The sequence below is a fragment of the Streptococcus oralis genome, from assembly GCF_026782345.1.
Classification (GTDB): domain Bacteria; phylum Bacillota; class Bacilli; order Lactobacillales; family Streptococcaceae; genus Streptococcus; species Streptococcus oralis_CK.
In genome coordinates this window covers 214,253-237,593 of the sequence record NZ_JAKUWI010000001.1, presented here as the reverse complement: position 1 = coordinate 237,593, position 23,341 = coordinate 214,253, and the positions used below count along the sequence as shown (strand labels likewise).

Here is a 23,341-nt window from a genome sequence, read left to right as displayed (position 1 = left end):
CCAACCTCTTTTACGGACTATCAAACTGATATTTCCTTATAGATTATTGACTAGATTTTCCCTTTTCCAAAAGATTGACCATCTCATTTTTACGCTCTTCTAGCTCGGCAATTTGCTGGAGTAAAAGTCCTGAAAAATCACAATTAAGCTCTTCAGTTTCGCCACTATTATACCAATCCAAAGCTACTATGTGATTGTCCTTATCAAAGCAGAAAATTACATCTCCATCACCGATGATAGACAGAAATGGAATATAATCCTCAAAGCCCAGAGCGTGTAATTCCTTGGTTTTAATTCGAATATCTAAGAAATCTGGGATGCCATTTGCAATTCCCAAGACCTTAATACCTCGACAGAAAGTCCAAAAAGGGGCTACATCGTAAGCCTTGGCTCTTGGCCATAGCTCTTCCCTGACTTCCATAAAGAGACCTCCCAGAGATGACATGGTGAATTCCCTGAAATCTCCTGGCAGACGAATGCCGTATTGATTTTCAAAATCCTGAACATCTTCTTCCGATGGTTCATTACCCATGCAGGCGACAACCTGATAAGTTTCCTTATCATAGTGACGAAAATACTCATAAACTTCCTTGAGTGCCATTATTTTAATCCTTTTTACTCAGAAATAGTAACTACAAATCCATCTGGTAAGATGATTTGTTGTCCCTCCTTAACCTGACAATGACTCGCTAAATCAACTGAATCTCTGTCTAAGATAACATTCTCCTTAGACTGATTAAAGGTAGCCTGAACTTCTTTTCCTTCGTAGGTCCATTCCAAGACAATAACATCTGGTTTCACTTCTTGCAAGCTATAGGAACCATGCTGAATAATGCTTGCAACTTCTTTACGGACTTGGATTAATTTCTTCATGAAATTTAGCATATCATTGTCCTCAGACACACGGTCCCAAGGCATGACACGACGGCAATCAGGATCTGGTCCACCAATTAGTGCTAGCTCTGTTCCGTAATAGATACAAGGAGTCCCTTTTTGAAGGTAGAGGAAGGTTAAAGCAGCCTTGACATGTTGGAGATTTCCTTTGGCAGTTGTAAGAATACGCTCTGTATCGTGAGAATCCAGGAGATTTAACATAACCTCTGAGATTTGTTGCTTGTAGTACATTGACTGGCTATTGATTTCTGAAATGAACTGCTCTGTCTTTTTATGCTGACGCAAGAAATAATCCTTGATACTTTCAGAGAGCGGGTAGTTCATGACTGCATGGAACTCATCTCCTTTTAGCCAAGGCTGAGACGTATGCCAGATTTCACCTAAAATATACAAATCAGGCTTTTTAGCGAGAACTGCCTTTCTAAAATCTTTCCAGAACTGATGGTCAATTTCATTGGCAACGTCCAAGCGCCAAGCATCGATATCAAAATTCTCAATCCAGTAAGTTGCAACACTGAGAAGATAGTCTTTGACTTCAGGATTTGCTGTATTTAACTTAGGCATATAGCTAGCAAAGGCAAAGGTATGATAAGGGAGTTCTCTTGGATTCTGAAGTTTATCCTCTGTAATTGGAAACTCTTGAATATGGAACCAATCTTTATAAGGGGAATTTTCTCCATTTTTTAGAACATCCTGCCATTGGGCAGACTGGTAGCCGATATGATTGAAAACAGCATCTAGCATAATCTTAATGCCACGTTTATGAGCTTCCTCGACTAAATTAGCAAAGACTTCTTTGTCTCCAAAGTGACGGTCAATTTCAAAATAATCCGTCGTATCGTACTTGTGATTGGTCGTTGCTTCAAAAATCGGACATAGATAAAGTCCAGTGATTCCCAAATCTTTTAGATAGTCTAGATGATCGATAATCCCTTGTAAATCTCCACCAAAAAAGTCATCCCTATTAGGTGCAATGGCAGCATCCCACTCTCGAGCTCCATCTGGAGTCAAATTAGGATTTCCATTAGCAAATCGTTCTGGGAAAATCTGGTACCAAACGGTATTTGAAACCCAGCTAGGAACCTGACATCCGTCGATTTCATGAATATAGGGAAGCTTAAAGCCATTTCCTTCCGCATCCAAGTTTTCTTGAGTATGTTCCACACAACCCTTATCACCGTAGAAAATACCCTGACCTTCCTCATCAAGGAGTTCAAAGAGATACTGAATCCGTGCAAAATCAACCGATACTGTAACCTGCCAATAATCAAATAAAGCATCCGAGGTTGCTTTAGTCATTTCTTTCTTGGCTTCATACTTATCCTCGATGAAGATAAAGGGATCTCCATAATGTAAAATGACCTGCTGGACATCATTTTTCTTGGTTCTAATTCGGATATGTAGCTGACCTTCTTTGTACAGATAAGCATACTCTGATTCTGGTCTATGATAAATGGCTGTCAATTCCATGTCTTGTCTCCTAAATAATCTATCATCAACAAAAACGCAAACGTTTTCATAATTGCTATTTCTAGTATACTATTTTAAGATTCGATTTGCAATACTTGGTCAAATTTGACAAGAAAACACCTCAAAATAAATATTGCAGACTAACCAAGAAATTTCAGCACCTATCTATAAAAAGCTCCCAAACTCAGCCTCACAGCCTAGTCAATCCGACAAAGGGCAAGTTCTTTTAATCCTCTGTCGTAAAGGAAGGTTAAACAAAAGTTGTCTGTCATATTTTGAAGCTTGTGTTTACTCATTCCTCTAGGCAAAGCTATATCGCACCATTCTCTCGTTGCCAGAGAAAATAGCTTTTGCTTACCCTTCCAGTCATCATTCTTAAATAAGGGGCTCAGGATAAGATAAGGCGAATCCGTAAAAATTCCATTGACACCAGCTTTTTTGCCTAAAGCCTTTAAATGTTCAGATTCTAATAACTTTTCGATAATACGACCATCACTAGAGATTTTAACAAGAGCATAATAGTCCATGCCCCATTTATTGACAGAGGTTTGACTTTCTCCAGAGCTAAAGGCATAGAGCTCTTGCTTCCAAGATTTCATACTATCGATTTTAGGACAAAAACTTGAGTTCGTGTCGTGGTGGTTTAAATCTTTTTTATCAATATGCGAATAAGTGGTCCACTTCGCCTGCTTTTTCTCTCGATCAAATTCTAAAAGGGCAAAGTTTCTTGCCTGATTTGTATAAACTTGATTTTCAAAACACACGGGTATCTGGTCGCTATCTGATACGATTTGAAAATATCTCTCTTGTGCCTTTTTAGGAAGTATACTTTGCGGATCCTTTATGGCAATAATTTCTGGATTAGAAAAATCACCAGTATAATAGACTATTTCCTTGCCAGCCTTGATGATGCCAATATTTTGTCCATCTGTAAAGAGTAGAGGCTCTTCCTCCCAAACATGGTCACAATACCAAGCATCTATCTCCTTCACACCCAAAGGTGATACTTCAAGCAGACAGTAGAGATTGAAAGTTTCCTTCTCACTGGTCAAGACAAAGGCTCTACCATCATGTAACATGACAGAATTGAAAACACTATTGTAGTCCTTGTCTAGTTCCCATTTATTCAATAGACTTAACTTTAACTTCCCCATTTTCTCTCTCCTAATCCATCACCACTCGTTGATGGCAAATAGAATGGCTGATCTAATATTTCTTAGCAATTGATCTGAAAGTTCATCGTATACTTGACCCAGTCCCTTATCTTGTGCCAGCCATCCAGGTTCATCATTCCATGAGCCCATTCCTCCAAAAACATCCGCTGAGCTTGCAGCTCTAAATATGCTTAGATGTTGCAGTGGAATTTGAGGTTCTGTCAGTCCTTTACCAGATTCTGGGTCTAGCAAAAAGTTTCTAGCAGATTGAAAGACTTTGGCAAAGTTGTCACATTCAATTTTAATTGCTAGATTTTCTATACGAGTCAATATGTCCTTAAATTCTTCGATATTATTTTCATAGTGGGGAATGTCTTGAGAAGACCTTTCCCATTCATACTCGGTGTAGGTAACATCCCAGCCCCTGCCTGCGGAAGCAGATTTCCAATTTGGTAGGAAATAACTTGCCTTCCCATCTTTATAAAAACAGAGAATTGAACTCTGTGTCGTATTGGAGAAACCTAAAATACCTCTGTCATTTACTGAGATAGGGCAAAATAATTTTAAGTCCTTCAAATCTTTTCCCTTAAGATTTTCAAACCAATCAGATACAGATAGTTCTATAACTTCCCCTTTTTCTGACGGCAAAATTTGAAAGCTCAACTTATTTGTATATTTTTCAGGCTTATAGCATATTTCTTTACCACTTTTTAAAGCCTTCCTAGCTGCTGCCACGATACAGGCAATCTGATACATTTGTCCGTTCATATGATCTCATCCATTATCCCTTCAATCAGATTTGTAAGGCTTTCAGCCGCATAGATCACCTGGTCAGGATCATGGATGTAACAAATAATCTGCCCTTCCTGACCCTCCTGGTCTGGATCAAAATCCAGCATAAGATAACAAGAGTCACAATACTGGGCAAAAGGAAGCCATTTTTTATTAAAAAGATAGGGCTTTATTCTACTATCACGCATGTTTTCTAGGTCTTGACTAGAAAAATAGTCGGGAAATTCGGTTAACAGAGCATCTCTATTTTGAAAGTACTTTTTACAAGTCTCAATTTCCTGTAGACTCATGAGAGAAAAAGTCAAATCTCTCTGGTCAATTACACAAGGTAAAATAGAGAGGTATTTACTCCCATCTTTATAGCTATAAAGCTCTTTGAAGTCACTAGGTAGACGAATGCCAAATATTTCCTCAAAGGTTTGAAGCTCTTCCTCGGAAGCACCAGAAATGTCCTGATAATCTTCCAGATATCCTTCCTCTACAGGATCATCCAAATCCCAGTCTTCAAAACACTCACAAATATAAGTTTCTATTTTTTTAACTTGGTCAATTAGTTGCATCATTTCACCATGATTTCTTTATTTTATCTGTCTTCCAATGCTTTTTAACGCTTATAACTTGTTTTTTCTAGGAGAAGGGGTTCAGGATTTTGCTTAATCCAAGCAATAGCTAGCTGACACAGGCGGTCTAGGCGAGGCTCATCATCAAAATCTTTCCCATGAACTTGAGCAATAAGCTCTTTAGTCTCTTCTAATTCTTGATCTGAAAGGGGGATTCCTAGAGACAAGTATTGAGGGAGAGCTTGAAGCATTTTTCTATAGTCCCTGTCCCAGTTGACCCCACCATTGCGATCCAGTTCATCTCGAACTCGACCTGGTATACGAATAACTTCTCCCTGAACAGTTTTGGCTGCTCCACTTGAAGGAATCAAGAAAGACCATAGCTCCTCATATTGCTCCTCCCAGCTACCTTCTTTTACGAGAATCGGAGAAACTCCATCGTGGGTTATGCGTTTTTCTACAGGCTTGACATCGAAGAGCTCATAGAGCTTCGTTAAGCCTTTATCTGCAGCCTCTATGTAGTCAGGATGGATACTTTCCCGATGAAATTCAAAATCCTTGCCAATATTTTCAACCTTTTCTTTCATAGCAGATGTTTTCTTAGCACCAGCCTCTAGTAACATAGAGGCAATTTCAGCAGTTTGGGCAATATAGATTCCCCGACAAACCATCAAGACTGAAGCTAGTGGAGTTCTTCCCATATCATTCTCTACATTGACATTTGCTCCCTTGTTAATCAAAAATTTGACTGTTTTAGGATGAAAAAACTCAGCTGCCATATGTAGAGGGGTCTCGCCATATCTATTGGGCTTTTCAATGTCTGCCCCCAATTCACACAAGAGTTTTACTGTATCTCTACCCAAGATTGCTTGACGGTATAAAGGAGTCCCTCCATAATAATCAGGAATATTGATATCCAAGCCCTTTTCGACAAGCCAGATAACCAATTCATCCGGGACTCCTCCCATATGCAGAGGTGTACATAAGCTAAATCTTCCATCATGGGCGGTTAATTCACAACGATCATAGACTGCTTTAAGGTCTTCAATATTTCCTTCATCCATTAAATCCTTAAACTCTTTTGGTAATGTAACTCTTTTCTTTGCCATCTTTAGTTCCTTTCTTCTGATTCAGCATCTAGGGCAAGCCAATGAAGTTTGTCAACCGTTTTCAAAGTCAGGACTTGTCCATCATAATCATTTTTCAACTCAAGACCGTTTTGCTCAATAGATATATGATTGTACCAGTGGTCTAGGCTGGCGTATTCCCCCGTATGAATGTTGATGAGCATGCTCGTTATGGGATTCCAAGTCCCTTTCTTAACTGTTTCTGCTAATAGGTAGTAAGCATCTAAAAATATGAGATTTCTCCCATAGATCCAAAAGGGCAGATCAAGCCCCAACAAAGGCAACTTGGCAGAAAAAATCTCATCACCGTGTGGTGGAACGGTTTCATAATGAAATTCTATCTCACTGCCATAATAGGCAATCAGGGCTCCCTGACATCCGATATTTTGAGGAATCCCTTCCTCAGCTACAATAAATTCCATGACCTGCTCCTTCTATTTTCAATCATAAAACCCGACCAGACTCTGCCAAAATATCAAACTGGACGCATGACCTATTCTAGTCATCAAGCGGATGAAGTCACTTTCACACCCCTTCCAAACTGCAGATTGGGCCGTTCCCATGGCTCTAACAAATGCTAGAAAATCTGGTGTCAGCCATATTTTTTCATCATAGTTCATCTCTGCATCAAGAGCATAGACCGCCCCAGATTGACAATCCAGCAAAATAGTATAGGGATCTCCATTTGCAATGATGATCAAGCCTCTTTCTTGTAGAGTCGAGTAATCGTGGTATTCCAAATTGCGATTAATCAGCCAAGTAAGACTAGTGTCGTCCCCATATCCAAACTGGTAACTTAAAAAACCGACCTGCCCCCAGTTATAGGCCAGAATATACTTCCTAAAAATCGGATCCAAATCTTGTATTTGCAGTTGTTTTTTCAAACGATCCAGTTCAGACACAGGCACTTCAGTATGGCTCAGGACAATTCCTTCTCTTATCTCAGGGTCAAGCCCTTGTATTGCTTCCTCAATAATGGAAATAATTTGGTCAATTGTCAATAATTCCATTGTCAACCTCCGGCTATACATAGGGCATTATCTAGGGTAAGCTAGCTGGTTTGGGACTTCATTTATCTAATGAACTTTCTTATCTCAATTATACTCCAAAACTATCTAATAGGGATAAACCACCAGTATTTTCAGGGATTATTTTTGATGAACAACTTCTCCTAATTAAAACAAAAAGCCCTTCCTCAAGGGAACAGCTTTCTCACTTATAATTAAAGATTTCTCTTGCCAACTTATCTGCTAGCTTAGGAAAGAGAGTGTAAAACTTATGGGCTAGATTGAGTAAGACTGGGAGATTAAGCTCTCGTTTATTTCTTCCTATGGTCTTAACGATTTTTTTCGCAACCGTATCTGGCTCCAGCAGGAAGCGGTCAACCGACTTGAGATAAGTCCCATCTGGGTCTGCCTGGTCAAAAAAGGCAGTACGAATCGGTCCTGGATTAACCGTCGTTACATAGACACCATAGGGCATGAGTTCGAGGCGCAGAGCGTTTGAAAATCCAATAGCTGCAAACTTGGTCGCTGAGTAAAGACTGGACTTGCTAGTCGCTATCAAACCTGCCATACTAACGATATTGATGATATGGCCTTTTCGGCTTTCTTTCATACGAGCTGCAATACGACGAGACAGATTCATCAGAGCAAATGTATTGACCTTAAACATCTGGTGAATATCTTGAGCAGAAATCTGGTCAAATTCCTCAAAAATCCCATAACCAGCATTGTTAATCAAGACATCAATCTTGCCATAACGGATATAGAGGTCAGCGACCAGAGCTTCTAGGGCTGAGTCATCAGTAATGTCGATTTCAATCCATTCCACATTAGGATGATTTCCGTAGAGTTGTGCCAGTTTTTCCTTGTTTCTACCTAGCAAGATCAATTGGTCATTTGGCAAGAGTTTGACCATTTCTTGGGCTAAGCCACCGCTAGCTCCGGTAATGAGAATAGTACGCATACTTATCCTTTCTCAATCTTCTAGATTTCCACTTCTTCCAAGTCTTTAACCACATGGACATTCTCAAAAATACTAGCTGCATCTTTCTTAAGCTGGCTGATATCTTTTGAAAGGAAACGAGCACTGATATGATTGAGCAAGAGGCGCTTAGCACCGGCTTCTACTGCTACTTGTGCTGCCTGCATATTGGTTGAGTGACCGTGATTGCGAGCAATTTTTTCATCTCCCTTGCCATAAGTCGACTCATGGATAAGGACATCGGCATTGACAGCTAAACGCACACTAGCATTGGTTTTTCGGGTGTCACCCAGAATAGTAATAATCTTACCCGGACGGGGAGCTGAGATATAGTCTGCCGCCTTGATTTCAGTCCCATCATCCAAAACAACATCCTGGCCGTTTTTGATTTTTCCAAAAAGCGGACCAAATGGGACACCAGCAGCCTTGAGCTTCTCAGCATCCAAGGTTCCTTCTAAGTCCTTTTGCATGACACGATAGCCAACACAGAAAATAGTGTGATCCAGCTCCTCTGCATACACAGTGAATTTATCGGTTTCAAGGATTTTCCCTAGAGAATCTTGGTCAAACTCATGAAAATAAATGCGGTAAGGCAGACGAGAACCTGACACACGTAAACTAGTTAAGACAAAGGACTTGATCCCTTGCGGTCCATAGATGTCCAAATCTGTCTGCTCTTCATTGGCCTGAAAGGCACGACTAGAAAGGAAGCCTGGCAAGCCAAAGATATGGTCTCCATGCAGGTGAGTGATAAAGATTTTGCTGACCTTACGTGGTCGAATCGTGGTTTCCAGAATGCGATTTTGCGTTCCTTCTCCACAGTCAAAGAGCCAAACTTCGTTAATCTCATCCAAGAGTTTCAGGGCGAGACTTGAGACGTTGCGGGCTTTAGAGGGCTGACCAGCCCCCGTTCCTAAAAATTGAATATCCATTTGATACTTTCTAATTAATCAATATATAACATGGCTGTGCGGTTTTCCGATCGGAAATAGCGCTTGCCAGAAAAAGCAACAGCTTCTTGTAATAAATCCTCTTGGCTATAGCCTTTGAGACGCTTGCGACCATCAGCCAAGCTTTCCAAATCTGTCAAAGCTGTGAGACTCTCCACACTAACAACTTCTTCGTCTCCGGCATCCTTCATGTAAATCTTTCCAGACTCTTCAAAGACGAGCTGATGGGGGAAAATTTGCGCAATCTCAAAAAGCAAGTCATTCGAGATTTCCTCTTCATTTTCAGAGAAAATCCTTCCCAGTCCTTCACTCTCGTAGCAAAATCCAAAAGATTTGCCAGATAAATTAAGACGAATGAAAGGCTTATTTTCAAAGGTGAAACTTGGCTCAGCATTGTAGAGGTTCAATTCCTTGCTTAGTTCTGCAAAATAATCCGTCGCAGCTTGAGGACTCTTTTTCTGGTAGAGTTCAGCAAAGTAGGCATTGACTACACTAGGTGGAGGGGTGATGAGAGCTAACTGCTCCTGCTCTGCTTTGCCAGCTAGAAGCTGATCCAGATAGATCTTATCCAGACTTGTATAACCTCCATACTTTAGAGCCAAGGTTTTAATATCAGTCATAAAATTCTTCTAACCTCCATTTATTTTTCTCGGAAATGTAGCCTGTAATGACTTCACCGTCATCTTGATAGTCGCGCTCTTCCAGAATCGCTACACTTTCCAAATCATGAATCTTGTAAGACTTAGAAAAAGGCACGCGCAGGGTAAAGACTTCAAAAATATCCTTGATCTTCTCCAAAAATAATGCTTGCAACTGCTCACGACTATCCTCAGACTTGGCAGAAATGAGGGCATAAGGCGTTTGAGTAGGCGTGAAATCCTCCACCAAATCCGCTTTATTGTAAAGAGTCAGTCGAGGAATATCCTCCATATCCAAGTCTTTCATGATAGACAGAACCGTTTTTTCATGCTCCTCGTGATAAGGATTGCTAGCATCAATGACATGAACTAGAAGGTCTACATGCTTGCTTTCCTCTAAGGTTGACTTGAAACTGGAAACCAATTCAGTCGGCAAATCTTGGATAAAGCCAACAGTATCAGTCAAGGTAACCTGAAGATTGCCCCCCAGATGGATACTCTTAGTCGTCGCATCCAGAGTCGCAAATAGCTCGTCTGCTTCGTACTGGGTCTTACTGGTCAAGGTATTCATGATGGTTGATTTCCCAGCATTGGTGTAACCAATCAAACCAATCTTAAAGGTACTCGACTCCAGACGTTTTTCTCTAACTGTCGCTCGATTTTTCTCAACCACCTTGAGCTGGCGCTCGATATCTGTGATTTGATTACGAACACTACGACGGTTCAACTCCAGCTGGCTTTCACCAGGTCCACGGGAACCAATTCCCCCTGCCTGACGGCTGAGCATAATCCCCTGACCAACCAAGCGAGGCAAGAGGTACTTGAGCTGGGCCAGGTGGACTTGGAGTTTCCCTTCATGGCTTCGAGCCCGCATAGCAAAGATATCCAAAATCAACTGCATACGGTCAATCACCTTGACACCCAGAACTTCCTCTAGATTGACATTTTGCCGTGGTGTCAGACGATTATTGACGATGACAGTGCTAATTTCTTCCGCATCTACCATCAGTGCAATCTCTTCCAACTTACCAGAGCCAACAAAGGTCTTGGAATCATATTTTTCACGTTTTTGTCTGTAGCTATCGACTACGACTGCCCCAGCTGTCTTAGCCAGACTGGCCAACTCTTCCATGGACAGGTCAAAATTATCCATGCCCTGCAGTTCAACACCAATTAGCAGGACCCGTTCTTCTTTTTTCTCCGTTTCAATCATTTAAAAACTCCTCAATCTGGCTTAGAATACGCTCCTTCACGCCAGACTCTCCTATCTGATAAAAGGTCACCTGCATGCGATTACGGAACCAGGTCAACTGACGCTTGGCAAAACGACGGGTGGCCTGTTTGAGACTCTCACTAGCTTCCTCTAAAGTCTGCTCCCCACGGAAATATGGAAATAGTTCCTTGTAGCCAATTCCTTTGGCTGCCTGCGCATCAGGGTAATGGTCAAAAAGCCACTTGGCCTCATCCAAAAGCCCAGCCTCAAACATCAGATCCACTCGGTTGTTGATACGTTCATAAAGCTGACTACGCTCATCATCTAAGCAGATAATCAGAGGTTCATACAAAGTCTCTTGATTTTCCAAATCCTGACCAAAATGGGCAATCTCCAAGGCGCGCATGGCACGACGACGGTTAAACTGGGGAATTTCAAGACCTGCTTGCTTCACGAGATGGGCTAATTCCTCATCTGAATAAGGCTCCAAGCTAGCCCGATAAGCTAAAATCTCCTCATGAGGTGTTTCTCCACCTAGATGGTATCCTTCCAGCAAGCTCTGGATATAAAGCCCTGTACCACCCGCGATAATAGCAAGCTTACCACGGTTATGAATATCCTCAATAGCCTTCTTAGCTTCTGAAACAAAATCAAAAGCCGAGTAAGACTCGGTCACCTCTCTGACATCAATCAAATGATGAGGAACAGATGCTTGCTCCTCTGGGCTGGCCTTGGCCGTCCCAATATCCAACCCTCTGTATACTTGCTGACTGTCACCGCTGACCACCTCCCCACCAAAGCGCTTGGCCACTTCAATAGCAAGGGCTGTCTTCCCAACAGCAGTCGGTCCAACAATCACAATTATTTTTGTTTTCATCTTTTTTCCTTGAAAAATTCCCATTTTTTCGTTACTATTATTATATCACAAAAAGGTCAGTCAGAAAAATGCTACCTCTTGAGGAGCCTGACTGTTCGGGAAGATAAAGGAGGAAGACTCATGGCTAAAGGATTCGCTAAAGGTCTTGTAACAGGTGTCGCAGGAACTGTCGCTGCCGTTGCAGGTGCGGTATACGCAATTAAAAAGAAAGTGATTGAGCCAGAAGAGCAAAAAGCAGCTTTCATCGAAGAAAACCGCAAAAAGGCAGCTCGCCGTCGCGTATCACATTAAGCAACAAAAGAAGTTGAGATTTCTCAACTTCTTTTTATTTTCTTTTATACTCAATGAAAATCAAAGAGCAAACTAGGAAGCTAGCCGCAGGTTGCTCAAAGCACTGCTTTGAGGTTGTAGATAAGACTGACGAAGTCAGTTACATATATCTACGGTAAGGCGACACTGACGTGGTTTGAATTTGATTTTCGAAGAGTATTAAATAGCCAAATCAAACTTCAGTTGTGGCTTGACTGGATCATAGTCAACCAACTCAAAGTCCTCCGCTTTGATATCAAAGAAATTGGTCCCATCTGGCACATTTAAAACCAAACGAGGTTGGCAGTTTGACGGCTCACGACGAAGCAATTCCTCTGCTTGTTCAAACTGATTATCATAGATATGAAGGTTGTTAATGAAGTAGAAGAACTTCCCAACCTTCCATCCAAAATGCTTGGCAATCATCATCTGAAGAGCCACATACTGCATAGCATTGATGTGGTGAGCAACCAGCATATCATTAGAGCGCTGAGTCAAAGTCGCATCCAGATAGAGGTCCCCATCAACCCGACGGACATCAAACATAGTCTGAAAGGCACATGGGAGCAGCCCATCTGTTTCTTCGAAAGCTTGATAGTCCCAGAGGGAGATGATGTTTCGACGGTTCCAAGGATTGGCTTCCAACTGTTTAAGAAGCTTATTGATGATATCGTGTTTCTTAACAACAGCCCCATAGCGCTCTCCGATGGTTCCTGTATCTCCCACTTCCCAGTCATTCCAGTAATGAACATTGTACTTATCATTGAGCACTTCTAGGCTATTAGACTGATCTTGGTAGATCCAAAGTACTTCTTTGATGGCAGATTTGATTGCAATGGGACGCAAAGTCGTGATGGGGAATTCCCCCTTGGCCAAGTCATACTCTGCAAAGGCACCCGTTACGTATTTAGAGTTGGCAACAGTCCCATCCTTGTACTTGGGACGTGCTTGTTCCGAAAAGACACCGTCTTTGAGGATTCGTTCAATATTTTCTTTAAAAATCGTATCAGCTTTTGTCATTTACTCTCACCTCATTTATTGTCCTAACTAGTATAGCATAAAAAAGAAAGGAGGAAAATCACTGGCTTTAAAGTAGTGTTTTTCTCCTTTTATGATCTTATTGCAATACAAGTGATGCTGCTCCGATAACTCCAGCGTCATTTCCTAGAGTTGCAAGAGCCAATTTAGTGGATGTGCGTACTTGTGGGAAGGTATTTTCATCATAGACCTTTTGCACGCCTTGGAGAAGGAATTCTCCCGCAGCTGACACCCCACCACCGATAACGATTGTTGATGGGTTTAGGATTGAACCGATATTAGCACACGCAATACCCAAGTAACGTGAGAAGTTACGGTAAACGATCAAGGCAAGGTCGTCCCCTTCTTTTGCAAGGTCAAAGACAGTTTTAGCAGTTACTTCTTCTCCGTCATCAATCAAGCGTTTCAAAGCTGCATCGCCTTCGTATTCATCTGCATAACGACGAGTCAGGTTGACAATCCCTGTTGCTGAAGCAACTGTCTCAAGACAGCCTTTTTTACCACAGGTACATGCGATTGGTTGGTCAAAGTCAACAGTGATATGACCAAGCTCTCCTGCCGCACCAGCAACACCGTGAAGCAATTTGCCTTCTGCCACGATACCGCCACCAACACCTGTACCAAGTGTCATAAAGACAACGTCTAGTTGGTTGTCACCTGCACCCATCCAACGCTCACCGAGAGCAGCTACGTTGGCATCATTGTCGATGAAGAATGGGATACCCAAGGCTTTTTCGATTTTTTCTTTAATTGGTTGAAGAGTTTTCCAGTTCAGGTTGTAGGCACCGATAACAGTTCCTTTCTCACGGTCAACCACACCAGGTGATCCCATTCCAATGCCTCGAAAATCCGTATCTGACAATCCAAGCAAGTCCAAACGATGTTGAATAGACTCAATCATATCATCTACGATATGGCTTCCTTCATCCAAAATGTTAGTCTTGATAGACCATTTTTCTTGGATTTCTCCCTCTTGAGTTAAAATTGCAAATTTGATAGATGTTCCACCAAGGTCAATCCCAATAATCTTTTGACTCATCGTCTTCTCCTTTTTAATTGAAAATGCTTACAGATATAGTATAACAGAATCGTCTGTTTTGTGCAAAGGTTTGCATTATTTCCCTAGAATTTGTTTGCTTTATGGTTTCCACAAACCAGAAGCATCCACATAGTAGCGACCACCATCAACCCGCTCATTCTTTGCCATTTTACCATCTGATTTCAAATAGTAATTTCCTTGCCAAGTATTACGAGCGTATGAACCATCTGATTTCAGGTAGTACCATGCTTGATAACTGGTATCATAAACCCATTCGCTTGATGCCATCTTACCATTTGACTTGAGATAATAGCTTCCTTGCCAAGCATTGCGGGCGTAAGCTCCGTCCTCTTTTAGATAATACCACGATTGATAATAGGAATCATATAGCCATTCACCTGCTGCCATCTTACCATTTGATTTAAGGTAGTAGCTTCCCTGCCAAGTATTTCTCGCATAAGAACCGTCGGATTTTAGATAGTACCAAGATTGATAGCTAGCATCATAAATCCACTCGCTGGCTGCCATCTTGCCATCTGACTTAAGGTAATAGCTACCTTGCCAAGCATTCTTAACTGCATGCCCATTTTCAGCAAAATAATACCAATAACCGTCCTGTTTGACCCATCCGCTAGCTGTGACATTGGATTGCGAACCCGACTGGCGTGGTTTAAAGACTCCCCGAGGTGCATTGGCACGTTCACAAGCTATCCCATCACCATCACGATCTAGTTTAGAAGAGTAACCTGGTTCTCCTATATGAATATCAGAGTAACCATTTTCCCATGCTTCTCTACAACTAGAAAAATGAATATTTTCCTCTGCAGTAACTGGTTCGGTAAATAGTCCCCAAACTAGAAGGGCAACAAAAGCCACTTTTAGCAAAACTTTTTTTTCATTATTCTCTCCTTTTTTGATACCGTTTTCGCTTTTATTTTACCAGACTTATTCCAGCAATTCAAGAAAACTTCTAGTCTTTTCTGCAAACTCCTTCGGTTTGTCAGTGTTCAGTGTGTGAGGACCGTCAGGAATAATCCGCAACTTAGAATCTGACATCAATTGATGAAGGCCTCTCATAGAACTGAGATTAGGCTTGTCTTGGCTACCACAAATTAGCAAGGTTGGATAGTAACAATTCTGTGCTATTTTGGTTAAATCAAGTGTTTTCAATTCCTCAGAAACACCAACCATGAGAGCTTTGTCTGCTCCCTGCTTTTCAAAAAAACTTTTTGGAAGTAGTTTAAAAATCATCAACTGGATTCTAAACAAGATATTACCTGCTAGTTTCACTGGACAGCCTGACAAGACTAAACCTTGAAGATTTGGCAAATCGTAACTTGAAAGCTCTAGCGCAAGAGTAGCACCGAGGGATAAACCGATTAAAACAAAAGGTTTCTTCTCCTCTGATAGGTATTTAGCTATCCGTTTTTTGGCTTCCTGATAAGAACCAACTCCCACAGGAAACAATTCAAGGGCCTCAGAAGGATGATCGGCAAGTAGATCCTGAACTTCCTTCCAGCTTGCGGCCGTCTGACCTAAGCCATGTAAAAATATCAATTTCATTTATTTCTCCTTCAATAACAACTCATACAAGCCTCTGACTGCATTACAGCCATAGACAGCTTCTGCTTGGTTCAAGTCTGCCAAAGTCAGAATTTTCTCTTCTATCTGTCCTTTTCCTAGCAAATGTTGGCGGTAAATCCCTGACAAAATTCCAAGTCTGATAGGCGGTGTGTAGAGTTTACCATTAATTTTTAAGACCAGATTTCCAATAGAGGTCTCAAGTAGTTCTCCTGACTTATTGTGGTAAATCTTCTCTTGCTCTCCTAGACTTAAATGTGGTCTATGAGTTGTTTTAAAGTAGGTAAATGATTGATTCAAATCTGCTTCTTGCAAACAAAGTTTGGCTTTGCAGAAACTTGGACTGAGGGGTGTTAAGATTTGGCGGCTGAGTTCCATCTCTCCAGACTTGCTGATAGTAATTCGCAAACGATAGTCTTGGTGAGAATCACAAGCTTGACACTCTTCCTCTATCTTTTGTCTCAGTTCTTCTGGGTCAAAAGGAAAGGAAAAATAACGACTCGCCTTTGTCAATCTTTTCAGATGTTGATCTTCAAATAGCAAACGTTTCTGGCTGATTTTCCCTGTAGTAATCAATTTGAAACGAGCTTGTTTACGATAGAGAACAGCCGCCTTTTGATGAACCTCACGGTATTCAGATTCCCAAGTACTATCCCAAGTAATCCCTCCGCCAACTCCATAGATGGCTTGACTCTTGTAGAGTTGAATGGTCCGAATGGCGACATTGAAAATTCGTCGCCCATTTGGAAGCAAGAGACCAATCGTTCCACAGTAAACTCCTCTGGGGTGTGGCTCCAAGTCCTTGATGATTTCCATGGTCGCAATTTTCGGAGCTCCCGTTATTGATCCACAAGGAAAGAGAGAGCGAAAAATGGCAACCAAGTCCACATCCTCTCGCAACTGACTCTTGATGGTCGAAGTCATCTGCCAAACAGTCGAATACTGCTCCACTTGGCACAGACGCTCCACATGCTCACTACCCACTTCAGAAATACGGTTCATATCATTGCGCAAGAGATCCACAATCATCATATTTTCAGAGCGATTTTTAGGATCTTGCTCCAACCAAGCTGCCTCTTTCAAATCTTCATCGTCAGTCAGACCACGTTTAGTTGTTCCCTTCATCGGGCGAGTCGTTAATTCCCGGTCATTTTGCTCAAAAAAGAGCTCTGGACTCATGGAAATCACTGCCATCTCGTCATGTTCCACATAGGCATTGTAGCCCGCCTCCTGCTCTACCACCATACGATTGTAGATGGCAAAAGGATTGGCGTTTAAGTCTTGCTTGAGTTGGACGGTGTAGTTGACCTGATAGGTGTCCCCTTGACGCAAATGATGGTGAATCTGGGCAATAGCCTTTTCATAATTTTCTGCAGATGTTTCTTCCTGCCACTTTGAAGGCAGATCTACTTCCTCATAAGTCAGAGGAATAGGCGATGTTTCTACCCTATCATGAACTGTAAAATATAGCAGATACTCTGCCAGTAAAGGAGCTTTATGAACTGCTAATTTCTTCTCAAATGCAGGTGCAGCATCGTAACTGACATAGCCCACCACATAATACCCTTGCTCTTGGTAGCTTTCCACTTGTGCCAGCAAGTCTGCCACTTCTGATAAATCTCTCGTTTTTAACTCTTTGATCGGCTGGGTAAAGGTGTATCTCTCGCCCAAAGCTCTAAAATCAATCACTGTTTTTCTATGCATATCTTAAGTATAGCACAAAAAGGCAGATACAGACAAAGCTGATCTACCTTTTTTCATTTTACTAGTCCTATCTACTATTTAGTGAATAAATCTCCAGTAAATCCGTCTGATTTCTGCAAGAGTTGTTTGTAAACTTTCCATTTAAGATTCACTGTATTATCAAATTTATTACCTTGAAGGTCTTTTTCAACTGCAGCATCGAATAGCTCTTGAAGTTTTTCATATGTTGAAATCTTTTGACCATCAATTTCAATTTCTACAAAACCTTTCTCAGCTTTAGCTCTGACTTCTTTATACCATTCTTTCTTCCACTCTTCTAATGTATTAAATCTACCTTTAGAAACTTTTTGGATGATAAAGTTATCACCTAGACCTACGTTACCGGCTGCTTTAGATTCTTGTTTATACTTGTTAGATGCATACCCTAAGAATCCATCAAGGTAACCGTAGTAGCCCCACATACGGAATGTATTGTGTTTGAATGAGATTGAGCCAGCCGTACTCTTACTTGTGTTACCACCGTAAATACCAGTCATCATATTCACAACAGTATAAGCAGAATCGAATCCTTCAGTACGGTAATGACCATTACCTGGTAGCCCGTGTTTAGTAGCGAAGTTGTTATCTACAAGTTGATCAATAGCTGTCAGTTTCATACTCTTCTCATCATCATTTAAATCACGAACTAAATCCCATTGGTGTGGTGCACCTTCTAACTTATTATAGCTCGCTTTTTCGCGATATTTCTTATCGATTTTCTTGAACCACTTATCGTTAGTTCCAGTATTTTTCTTGATGACAGATTCTGCTTCTAAGTAATCAAGCATCATCATTGATTCGTTATAGTTCTTCATGTAGTGATCAATCTTCTCACGACTACTTAACATATTAGGATCATAGTTATAAATTTGTGTACCATCATTTTTACGTTCGTACGCCATATTTAATCCAAGTGAACCATATTCACCATTATAGTTTGTAAGAGATGGTGATTGTAGCATACCTTGAGCAAATGATTCAATATCTGTCCCTTCACGGTGACGCCATGTTCCTAAGTAGGCCATACGGTCATTAATGTGAGTTGTTTCGTGAGTGAATGCAGATGTACCAAAATCACTAATCATACTAGAGATGATGTAGTATACAGCTTCTGAATTTTGTGGGTTAGAAAAGATATAAGCATACGCACCCATACCGTTATATCCGTGCCATTTACCTGTAGGTCCATAGAACTCACGAACTGGAGCATAGTCACCATTCTTATTATGACCCATTCGGTCAGCCCATCCATTACCTGAAACATCTTGGTTATCCCAAATTGCTGATGGAACCATATTTTCAGATTTCAACAATTGATTACGTACATTATCAGCAGCAAGTCTTGACCAGAAGTCTAAGTAATTAATTTGCTCTTGTGCACGTAAGTCGATTTCTTTCTTAAACGCTTCACGTTCAGCTTCTGTATTCTTACCATATTTCTCAAATGCACTAAACGCTAGCGTATTGTACGTTGAAATTAAGAACATGTGAGCCTTCTTCGTATTAAGAAGTGGTAAAATGTATCGACCATGTTCACCGTTATTTAAGTTTTCATATAAGTGATATTTCTTATTAGCAAAATCAGGGTTAGATGATTGTTTCTCAACTACATAGTTAGTATGAGAAATAGCTTTCTTATACCATACATTCATATCAGTATCTTCTGTAAAGAGTTTCATGTTATATGTTAAGAAGTCATTTAAATTACCTTTACCTGTTGCTCCCGCAATCACATCACGATAAGCATCTTGAGTTCGATCCCCTTTCAAGAAATGTTCACGTGAACCAATTTGAATCAATCTATCGATAACGCTAACGTTCTTACCATAAAAATCAGGCTTGAACATCATGAGGTCTTTAATGCTCATATCATTGTATTTAAATCCATAATAACGATTTAAATAAGTAAGACCCATCATAATCTTAGCTTTATTGTCCTCCACTTTTTTAAGAAGAGCTTTCATGGCAGCTTCATCACTATTCAATTGATGGTCTTCGTTTTCAACTAAAGCTTTGACTAATTTATCTAAATTAGCTTTCGTTTCTTCAAAGCTTTCTTCAAGGAACAAGTTACGAATGTAATTGTTCTTATGATTGTCACTATTCTCAGCTGGTTTGTTACGTTTGTCCATTAACGCACGCACTTCAGGTGAAATCAATTCAACACCTGCTAATTTTGCTTTAATATCGTTGATTAATTGTGTTCTATCTTTAACAACCATATTCGGTGTATAAACGACGTCACCAAGACCTTCGATACTATATTCACGAACTTGTTGGACTTGAGAATCAGCTTTACGTGTGACAACTTTTTCTTCCTTAGTACCATCAGCATAATGAATCATAATATGATCAACATCTGACAAGTCAGTTACAAATTGCCCATCTTTCATACCTGTCACAGATAATACTTCTGTAGTTAATAATTTAGATCCTTCAGGAGTCTTATTACCTTGATTCACAATCCACTCTTTATTGTAGAACGGTTGAAGTTTTTCAACATTTCGGTAAGCAAGTTCACGTTCTGCATTATAATCTTGAGTAGTTTTGTACGTGTCTTCTTTATACGCTACGTGATTTAATTTATCAGTCAAATATGGTGTGATTTCATATTTATCGGCTGTGATATTGAACGAAACAATACGTTTATCCGCTTCTGCTTGGTCGACACCCTTAATCTGTTTTGAACGGTTATAAGAAACGTTACCTGATGCAACATCGTTCACATACACATTGTTCTTGAAGTAATCAAATCCGAAGTATGGGTCACCTGAGTCAACTGACCCTGAACCATACATCATTTCACCATTTGTCACTTTCATCATGCTGACGTTATTTTCAACCCAACCCCAGTCATAGTTTTCGTGAATTAAACCACCGCTTTGATTATTGGTTTTGAGTGTCAATGTCCCTTTGACCACAGATTTAGATAAACGACCTTTTTGTTTAACATCATTTGGATTCCCACCATGGTTGACTTTGGCAATCAATCCACCAAATTTAGCATTGTTGGCTTTAATGTCAGCTTCAACATAAGAACTATCTACATTGCTTCTCCAGCTTTCACTTACAAGTCCACCAGACCACCAACCTTTGTTACCCACGCTTTCGATTTTACCGATAAAGGCTACATTACGCATATTGGATTCATCTAGTTTGTTGACCATACCTGTAACGTCGTTATTACCAACCACATTACCCGTAACCTTAATATTCTCAATCGTTGAGTTCTTAAACATATCTCCAAGTGGAGCTGTTTTATCAGCCCACGGCATATTGATATTCACATTACCAAAGTTGATGTCATGAATATGAGCATTTTCAACACGGTTGAACAATGGTCGAGCTAGATTGTGAATGGTATAACGTTTATCACCTTCACTATACAGCTTACCTTTAAAAATGTTCGTCACGTATTGTTTATTCGGAGTCGGAACATTTGCTGCATTAAGATCCGCACCAAGTTTAAACTCACCCGTTGGGTTAGCTTGCATATCTTTTACAAGCTCATTGAAGTTGTAATATACATTACCTTCTTTTAATTTTTGTTTTTCAAAGTAATGAACATACTCTTCACTGAAAGTATCATCTGCTCTACGTTGAACTAAGTTTGGAGCTTTTGCTACCACTTTGTACAATGTTTTTCCATCGACAACCACTTCTTCAACAGAACTTACCGTAAGTCTTGTTGTCTTATTATCATGAGTTGTCACTCGTAAGTAAAGTGGAGCAATGTCTGTCGGTTTTTCAGTAAGTAAGCTCTTATCTGTTTCAACACCAGCATCATCCACACTCATCAAGCTTGTTTCTTTGATGTTTTTGATTTCAACTTTTTTAAGGTCAAGTCTTAGCGGTTCTTCTTTCAGAACCTCTTCCTCATCACCCTCACCACGGTCATAAACCATCTTCGTTTCAAGTTTATAATCCTTGTAGTACTGTAAATCTGTCAGGGTAGTTGTCAAGTCGTCTGGTGAAACATTCAAGGTTTTGACAATCTCATCACCTTTTTTCAGAGTTAAGGTAATAGATTTAATGGCTGCCTTACTTGGATTTTCTAGACTATACTTAACATCTGAAGTACGCTTCAAATCCTTAGGCTCAACTGCTGTGATGGTCAATACTGGTTTTTCAAAGGTCTTGGTACCACGTTTCAAAATTTTGTCTTGAGGTGCCTCAAGGATTTCCTCTGTAACTTTTGGAGCGTCCTCTGTTTTAACTCCCTTAATGGTATTAAAGGTCTTGGTGATTTTTTTCTGGCCTTCTTTTCCTTCTTGAGCTACAACTTCTAAGCCTTTTTTCAGTTGGTCATCTTCTTTAACAACTTCCTTAAATGGAATCTTTTCAAGACTTTCTTCTACAAGAGTTCCTTCAATTGGTTTTTTCCCACGACTTACCTGTTGGTTTACAGGCTCCTTGGTAACTTCTGTGCTAGTTGAAAGAACTTGGTCAGTTTTAACACCTTCTACTGTTTTATAAGTTGTTTTAGTAACTTGACTACCTTTTTCACCATTTCTTACGACAGTTTCTTCGTCCGTATACTTGGTTGGATCCTCAGTCGTTTCAGTTTTGTAGTCTAGGTCTGTAGTCGATGTTTCAACAAGGGTTCCCTCAGTTACTTTGTACTCAGGTAACTGTTCTTGTACAAGAGCTTGACCTACTTTACCTTCCTCTTGTGTACCTTTTACTTCTACTGGAGCATCTGGTAATACAGGTTGAGTTAAAGCTTGACCTTCTTTGCCAGATTCTTGAGTTCCTTTGGCATCTATCGTAGCTTCTGGTAAGGATGGTTGCGTTAAGGATTGACCTTCTTTACCTGCCTCTTGAGTTCCTTTAGACTCTACTGTAACCTCTGGTAATTCGGGTTGCGTTAAAGATTGACCTTCTTTGCCTTCTTCTTGCGTACCTTTAGCTACTTGGTGAGTTGGTTCAGCTTGTGGTACTGGAGTTGGAGCAGGTTGCACCTCTTTCTTAGTTCCGACTGCAATGACTTGCGACACAGGTTTTTGAACCACTTGGTCTTCGATGACTTCTCTAACTTCTTGACCGTTAACCATCGAAACTTTGGTTACAAGACGACGCTGACCATTTACTCCGGCTGTGACGATACGAGTCTGTCCTTCTGCTAGATTAGCATCTGGGCTTGTGACCGTTTCAAAAGGAATCTCTACCAAGCTCTCTTCCTGTCTAGCCTGAGGCTTCTCAGAAACTGGTTTTTCTTCAACCGCAGGCGCAACTGGATTCTCTACTACAGATTTTTCGACGGCAATTTCCGAAGCAACAGCAGGTCTTTCCTGAGCTACTTCTGTTTTCTCGATTTCTTTTGAACTTTGCTTTTCTACTGGCAACTGAGACTTTTCAGCTGAAGCTGGTCTTGATGGATGGAGTTCCGCTTCCTTGAAGTAACCGATGTACTCATAGCCATCAATATGAATAATCCCTTCAGCCAAGCCTTCATGTGTAGAGGCTGAAATAGTTTGGTTATAAGAAAGCAATTCCTTATTTTCAAAAGCAAATGTCCCATAAGGAACAAAGGTGCTAGCTCCTAAAGAACTAATCAAGAGAACACCTAGAACTTCTCTACGACCTTTTTTGGACACCAAAAAGACTGCTAGAGAAGCAGTTGCCAAGCCAAGACCTGCCAAAGCTAGTTCCTTACTTCCTGTGTAAGGAAGTTGTTGACTGTTAGTTGCCTTCTTACGATAAACTACATAAAGAATATCATCATCTTGAAATTCTGTTGGAACCTCATGGTGAATCAGGGCTTTTTCAGACTCGGTCAATTCCTGCTCCGCCAAATAACGGTAATAAACACTATGAGCTCCGCCAACTTCATTGGCTTGCACCTTATCTACTGAAAAGGTACTAGCACCAAAAAGGAAGGCCCCGATGGCTACAGGACCTACCCCAACAGTTAGCTTACGAATCGAATATTTGGTGATTTTTTCTAGTTGTTGTTTTGTTTTTCTCATT

General features: G+C 40.6%; 20 protein-coding genes. 1 reads left to right on the top strand and 19 read right to left on the bottom strand.

Annotated elements, in window-relative coordinates:
- Positions 1–43 precede the first annotated feature (43 nt).
- From MK405_RS01225 to miaA, 13 genes are all read right to left on the bottom strand, one after another.
- Entirely contained in the window at positions 44–601 is a 558-nt protein-coding gene (locus tag MK405_RS01225) for an SMI1/KNR4 family protein (protein ID WP_084939823.1), read from the bottom strand.
- A gap of 14 nt (positions 602–615) precedes the next feature.
- Positions 616–2,364, bottom strand: a complete 1,749-nt coding sequence (locus MK405_RS01220; RefSeq protein ID WP_268704080.1) for a glycoside hydrolase family 13 protein — start codon at positions 2,362–2,364, stop codon at positions 616–618.
- A gap of 197 nt (positions 2,365–2,561) precedes the next feature.
- Positions 2,562–3,518: a hypothetical protein gene (locus MK405_RS01215; RefSeq protein WP_033605815.1), complete on the bottom strand. Its 957-nt coding sequence runs from the start codon at positions 3,516–3,518 to the stop codon at positions 2,562–2,564.
- A gap of 18 nt (positions 3,519–3,536) precedes the next feature.
- Positions 3,537–4,286, bottom strand: coding sequence for a hypothetical protein (locus tag MK405_RS01210; RefSeq protein WP_268704079.1), 750 nt, complete (start codon positions 4,284–4,286; stop codon positions 3,537–3,539).
- Positions 4,283–4,870 carry an SMI1/KNR4 family protein gene (locus tag MK405_RS01205; RefSeq protein ID WP_084911322.1) on the bottom strand — a complete coding sequence of 196 codons (588 nt, stop codon included), beginning with the start codon at positions 4,868–4,870 and terminating at the stop codon, positions 4,283–4,285. The genes MK405_RS01210 and MK405_RS01205 overlap by 4 nt, the downstream gene beginning before the upstream one ends.
- A 44-nt stretch (positions 4,871–4,914) precedes the next feature.
- Positions 4,915–5,979: an ankyrin repeat domain-containing protein gene (locus MK405_RS01200; RefSeq protein WP_268704078.1), complete on the bottom strand. Its 1,065-nt coding sequence runs from the start codon at positions 5,977–5,979 to the stop codon at positions 4,915–4,917.
- 2 nt (positions 5,980–5,981) lie between these two features.
- Complete coding sequence (locus tag MK405_RS01195; RefSeq protein ID WP_000394429.1) at positions 5,982–6,419, bottom strand: hypothetical protein; 438 nt, start codon at positions 6,417–6,419, stop codon at positions 5,982–5,984.
- Between the two features lie 18 nt (positions 6,420–6,437).
- The gene (locus MK405_RS01190) at positions 6,438–7,007 is read right to left on the bottom strand and encodes an SMI1/KNR4 family protein (RefSeq protein ID WP_125450020.1); all 570 of its coding nucleotides are present in this window, start codon (positions 7,005–7,007) and stop codon (positions 6,438–6,440) included.
- 202 nt (positions 7,008–7,209) lie between these two features.
- A complete protein-coding gene (locus MK405_RS01185; RefSeq protein ID WP_268704077.1) occupies positions 7,210–7,965 on the bottom strand; it encodes an SDR family NAD(P)-dependent oxidoreductase in 756 nt (251 codons plus the stop codon).
- 20 nt (positions 7,966–7,985) lie between these two features.
- On the bottom strand, positions 7,986–8,915 hold the full coding sequence (gene rnz, locus MK405_RS01180) for a ribonuclease Z (protein WP_268704076.1): 930 nt from the start codon (positions 8,913–8,915) through the stop codon (positions 7,986–7,988).
- A gap of 14 nt (positions 8,916–8,929) precedes the next feature.
- Entirely contained in the window at positions 8,930–9,553 is a 624-nt protein-coding gene (locus tag MK405_RS01175; protein ID WP_268704075.1) for a cystathionine beta-lyase, read from the bottom strand.
- Positions 9,546–10,784: a GTPase HflX gene (gene hflX, locus MK405_RS01170; RefSeq protein WP_268704074.1), complete on the bottom strand. Its 1,239-nt coding sequence runs from the start codon at positions 10,782–10,784 to the stop codon at positions 9,546–9,548. Before hflX ends, MK405_RS01175 begins: the two co-directional genes overlap by 8 nt.
- A complete protein-coding gene (miaA, locus tag MK405_RS01165; RefSeq protein ID WP_268704073.1) occupies positions 10,777–11,661 on the bottom strand; it encodes a tRNA (adenosine(37)-N6)-dimethylallyltransferase MiaA in 885 nt (294 codons plus the stop codon). Before miaA ends, hflX begins: the two co-directional genes overlap by 8 nt.
- Positions 11,662–11,781: 120 nt before the next feature.
- On the opposite strand from miaA, the gene MK405_RS01160 reads away from it, so the two are divergent.
- The gene (locus MK405_RS01160) at positions 11,782–11,952 is read left to right on the top strand and encodes a DUF3042 family protein (protein WP_001051782.1); all 171 of its coding nucleotides are present in this window, start codon (positions 11,782–11,784) and stop codon (positions 11,950–11,952) included.
- 198 nt (positions 11,953–12,150) lie between these two features.
- Here MK405_RS01160 and MK405_RS01155 read toward each other — a convergent pair whose 3' ends face one another.
- The 6 genes from MK405_RS01155 to MK405_RS01130 all read right to left on the bottom strand — a co-directional run bounded on the left by MK405_RS01155 (position 12,151) and on the right by MK405_RS01130 (position 23,340).
- The gene (locus tag MK405_RS01155) at positions 12,151–12,990 is read right to left on the bottom strand and encodes a thymidylate synthase (protein ID WP_268704072.1); all 840 of its coding nucleotides are present in this window, start codon (positions 12,988–12,990) and stop codon (positions 12,151–12,153) included.
- Positions 12,991–13,087: 97 nt separating this feature from the next.
- Positions 13,088–14,047, bottom strand: a complete 960-nt coding sequence (locus tag MK405_RS01150) for an ROK family glucokinase (RefSeq protein WP_268704071.1) — start codon at positions 14,045–14,047, stop codon at positions 13,088–13,090.
- 99 nt (positions 14,048–14,146) lie between these two features.
- Complete coding sequence (locus tag MK405_RS01145) at positions 14,147–14,932, bottom strand: excalibur calcium-binding domain-containing protein (RefSeq protein ID WP_268704070.1); 786 nt, start codon at positions 14,930–14,932, stop codon at positions 14,147–14,149.
- Between the two features lie 60 nt (positions 14,933–14,992).
- Positions 14,993–15,610, bottom strand: coding sequence for an alpha/beta fold hydrolase (locus MK405_RS01140; RefSeq protein ID WP_268704069.1), 618 nt, complete (start codon positions 15,608–15,610; stop codon positions 14,993–14,995).
- Positions 15,611–17,332, bottom strand: a complete 1,722-nt coding sequence (gene pabB, locus MK405_RS01135) for an aminodeoxychorismate synthase component I (RefSeq protein WP_268704068.1) — start codon at positions 17,330–17,332, stop codon at positions 15,611–15,613.
- A 74-nt stretch (positions 17,333–17,406) separates the two neighbouring features.
- Positions 17,407–23,340 (bottom strand): ZmpA/ZmpB/ZmpC family metallo-endopeptidase, encoded by a 5,934-nt coding sequence (locus MK405_RS01130; protein WP_268704067.1) that lies wholly within the window; start codon positions 23,338–23,340, stop codon positions 17,407–17,409.
- Position 23,341 lies beyond the last annotated feature (1 nt).